General features: G+C 52.8%; 3 protein-coding genes. All 3 read left to right on the top strand.

The annotated features are described in order from the left end of the window. Window positions 1-1,443 (top strand): hypothetical protein (locus EZI54_RS24670; protein ID WP_207389323.1); only part of this gene is annotated, 1,443 nt, incomplete at its 5' end. Continuing rightward, window positions 1,440-2,510: a hypothetical protein gene (locus EZI54_RS23130; RefSeq protein ID WP_131484226.1), complete on the top strand. Its 1,071-nt coding sequence runs from the start codon at window positions 1,440-1,442 to the stop codon at window positions 2,508-2,510. The genes EZI54_RS24670 and EZI54_RS23130, both read left to right, overlap by 4 nt. 364 nt (window positions 2,511-2,874) lie before the next feature. Then, on the top strand, window positions 2,875-3,945 hold the full coding sequence (locus EZI54_RS23125; RefSeq protein WP_131484225.1) for a hypothetical protein: 1,071 nt from the start codon (window positions 2,875-2,877) through the stop codon (window positions 3,943-3,945). Window positions 3,946-4,272: the final 327 nt, after the last annotated feature.

The following is a 4,272-nucleotide window of genomic DNA, read 5'->3' as shown; positions in this document are numbered from 1 at the left end:
AACGAAAGCGGCGAGGTTACCGGTTCCACCAGTACTCGGCAGGCCGCCGAAGCGATTGAGGAAGGGATCAAGCAGGTGTCGATGGACGCCTGGGTGTTTGCTGTTCCTTCGGGTCACCCTGAGGCGCAGAAGCTCAGTCTATTTAAGGTCGATCTGGCAAAACAGATAGAGAACATCGTTGATGGGCCAACTGTTTCTACCGGCTTAGTAGCATTGGCAGCATTCAACGTATTTATCGAATTGAATGCGCTGATTAGTGCTCACAACGAGAACCAAAATACAGGGTTGACCAAAGCAAAATTGACAGGAGCATTTGCCGACCTCATTGCTGCGTCAATGAAGCTCAGAATTGTTACCTTCGATGCAGCGAATCCAAATTTAACAAGCAAAGTCAGCTTCTACCGTGCATCCAACTATGCGCTATTCGATCTAAAAGGAGTACCTTTAATCGGAGCCCGGCTAGCTAAAGCGGGTGCACAAACTATCGTCACAACAGTTGGAGCAATCTCCTTTATCGCGGGCGTAATTACAATTGGCACAAGCACATGGGATATGCGACTCAGTCTGTCTCGAGGAGATAATGACGCAGCACAAGGTCACGCCATCGCCATCGTTGGTGGCAGCATTTTTATGTTTTCCACGCTATTGGGCGGGCTGCTGGCCATTCCTGGTTGGGGATGGGCAATCTTAGGGTTAGGCCTGCTAGCCGGCGGGTCTGTCTATGCTGATTATGCAAAAGACGACCCCTTCGAGCGCCTCCTAAAAAATGGCCCGTTGGGCAACCATCCTGTCAACTACGATCCTATGCCAACTGACGCGGACTACTATGGCCAACTACTGAGTATATTGAATCCGGTACAAGCCACAGTGCAACGCTATGCCGATGTTGAACCGAACCCGGCGCTCACGCATAGCAACCCGAACTACGCTCCACAGCCAGATGATTATGTGGTCACCCTGACAATGCCCCTGGTCAGCCAGCTGCGCCATATCGGGGAATGCCGCCCGGGAGAACCCGTGCGCACTTTCAGCATCATGGTTCAGGAGGTTGCTTATACTGAGAGCGAGATGACGGGCCCGACAGGCATCGGTACCGTTCGCCAGGTAACCCAATCCCACGTGACAAATCTCACCCGGGTCACAGCTCGCCAGTCGCTTCCAGCACAGAATGCCGTCCGTTTTCTCGTCAAGCGCGATATCAAGGAGAGCGCCTTCAACAGCTGGTCCTACAGGCAATCCGTCCAAACAACAGTGCGCATTGGTGTACAAGCCGCCATCGCCTCCGAGGCGGGCACGATGGTGTACCCTACGCCATTATTTGAAGCTTTCGCGCCTTACGATCCCAGTATCCACGGCCAAGCACCGCCCAAAACGAAAAGTTATTTAAATCCCTATTCCAATGACACTGTACCGTATTGGTTCGTAACCGAGGTTGAGGTATGACCCTCTCAAAAACCGAAAGATACACCAACACGGCATTTACGACAGTGTCTATTCCGCCGTTGCCTGACACGACAAAGCGAAAACGCGCCGGTGACGAACTGCAGCCTTGGGGGGATTATGCGAACATTGATCCGTTTGAGAAAATTATTGCTGACGCCGCTGACGTACAATCTTTCGAAGCAGAAGATACAGAGTTCTATGAAGATGAATGGTGGGGTTGGACTCATCAGAAGCTACGTTTTCTTAACGAAAAACTGGGGCTCAAGGCACTTCTTTTTCTGGTTCCATTCACTTGGGCAGCCGCAATATTCATAGGGCTTTACCTAGTGTTTATGCGAACGACAGATTGGCTAGTTTCCATTTGGGATATGCCCTCTATTGTCTTTGGAGCCTACATACTCACGGGAATAGCCATATATTTTGCGCTCTCGTTATACTTGGTTGCTCGCACGACCAACTGGGTAATGAACAAAGGTATAGGTTTCCTGATAAAGCCTTTTGAGAAAGGCCTCCAGAAGAAAGTCGACAGAGCCCTTGCCGACGGCATGAGCGAATTTAACCGTGTCACCGGCCAAGCCAAATTCGCTCTGGGGAAAGGCCGCTATTTCGAAGCGCCCTTTATTGAGTTCGACGCCTATGTCGAACGGGTGGTCCAGCGGGGTGGTATTTTCTACCGGCTGATGTTCGTCCATCGCTACACCGGCAAGATCTTCAACAAAACCTGGCTCAGCGGCGTTGAAGCCAGCAAACACGAAGTTCTTGCACTGTGGGATATGCTGCAACGGTTTATGGACGTCTCGCAGCCCATTCCCGACATGCCTCGCTTCGAGCCATTCCGCCATCTGGATCCAGTCACCGCTGAACACGACAAGAAAATCAACCGCCCGCCCCGTTATTGGCGGGATCTCGATCTGGAAGCCTGGAAAGCCAACGAAGGCGCCGAACTGGCCAGGGCCCAAGCGACATTCCCCTGGAATCAAAGGCGCTGCCAATTAACGCCGAAGTTGGGGCAAGTCGACATGGAGGTTTACCGGAAGCAGCGTCCAGAACATGTCGTCCCCATATAGACGGCGTCCTAAGAATGTTCGTAACTGTCGGAAGGGCCGCCGACGTGAAGCCTCCAACAACAATCACCGCCCGCCAATCGATCCCCCGGAAGAATGCGGTCCGCTTCCTAGTCAAGCGGAACCTGAAAGACAGCGCACACGAGGGTATATTCCAACGGACATCAGTCTATACCCGCCTACGTGTTGCTGTGCAGGCGGCCATTGCCTCCGAGGCGGGCACACTGGTATATCCGACGCCACAGTTCGAAGCGTTTACACCCTACGATCCGGCCACGCATGGCCAGGCACCGCCCAAGGAACGGAGCTACCTAAATCCTTATTCTAACGCCTCCGTTCCCTATTGGTTTGTAACAGAGATAGAGGTATGACCCTGGATCCAACAAAACAATACGGTCCCAACGCTTACCGCGCCGGGTTTATTCCACCGCTGCCCGAGGGCGGCAAACGGAAACGTGTTGGCGATCAACTGCAACCCTGGGGGGATTACGCCTATATCGACCCGGTTGGACGGCTCGTGACCGATGCGGATGATATCCAGGGCAGTGAAGTTAACGATGACGAGTTCTACAAAACAGATGACTGGTGGTGGGATCACCAGCGGCTGCGTTTTATGAACGACAAATTGGGGTTCAAAGCACTATTGCTTGTCGTTCCCTATACTTGGGGTCTGGTATTAATAATGGGTGGCATGCTGTCCACGGCTTGGGCGACAACTGCTATCAGCCATCAATCAGGTTTAACCCCTTTGTTCGCCGCCTTGCTAGTCGCAGTTTCTATGGTTATCTCGCTTATCATCTCTATCTTAGTATTACCGGTTACAACCAACTGGATTATGAGTGAGGGTCTCGGCTTCCTACTCAAACCTTTCGAGAAGACGCTCCAGAAGAAAGCCGATGCTGCCTTAGCCGACGGTATGAGCGAATTCAACCGCGTGACCGGCCAGGTCAAATTCGCCCTCGGCAAGGGCCGATATTTCGAAGCACCTTTTGTTGAATTTGACGCCTATGTTGAACGGGTGGTCATGCGAAGCGGTGTTTTCTACCGGTTGATGTTTGTTCACCGCTATACCGGTAAGACCTTCAACAAAACCTGGTTAAGCGGCACAGAGCCCTCCGAAGGCGAGATTCTGGCCTTATGGGACATGCTGCAACGCTTTATGGACGTTGACCAGGCCATCCCCGACATGCCCCGCTTCGAGCCCTTCCGTCACCTCGACCCGGTAACCGCGGAACACGATCGCAAGACCAACCGCCCACCTCGCTACTGGCGAGACCTGGATCTGGACGCCTGGAAAAAGGATGAAGAGCTCAAACGGGTGCGTGCCCAGGCGCAATACCATTGGGGCCAACGGCGCTGCCAATTAACGCCGAAGTTGGGGCAAGTCGACATGGAGGTTTACCGGAAGCAGCGGCCCGAGACGGCGGTTCCGATCTAGCAAGCAATTTTCACTGAGCATGCCGCTGACGACAGACCTCCATCGCCCATGACCATGCGCCACCGAAAGAACGTAGTTTTTGGGATCCACATTCCAACGCCAAAGTCCCGTACTGGTTCGTCACCGAGGTTGAAGTATGACTCTCGAGATAACTGAGAGATACGCTGATAGGGCGTTTAACCCAGAATGCATCCCGCCTTGAGTTATCGTCAAATCTGGTGTATGAACATCAGGCAGCGTTCCTGTCTGATTGTTGCTCAACCGCTTCTCCGTCCCGGAACTCGACGTTGTTAACGACCAGTTCCAGAAGCTGAAATCCTTTGATGC

It is taken from the genome of Marinobacter halodurans, assembly GCF_004327985.1.
Taxonomy (GTDB): Bacteria; Pseudomonadota; Gammaproteobacteria; order Pseudomonadales; family Oleiphilaceae; genus Marinobacter_A; species Marinobacter_A halodurans.
This window is presented reverse-complemented; position numbering and strand designations above follow the sequence as displayed.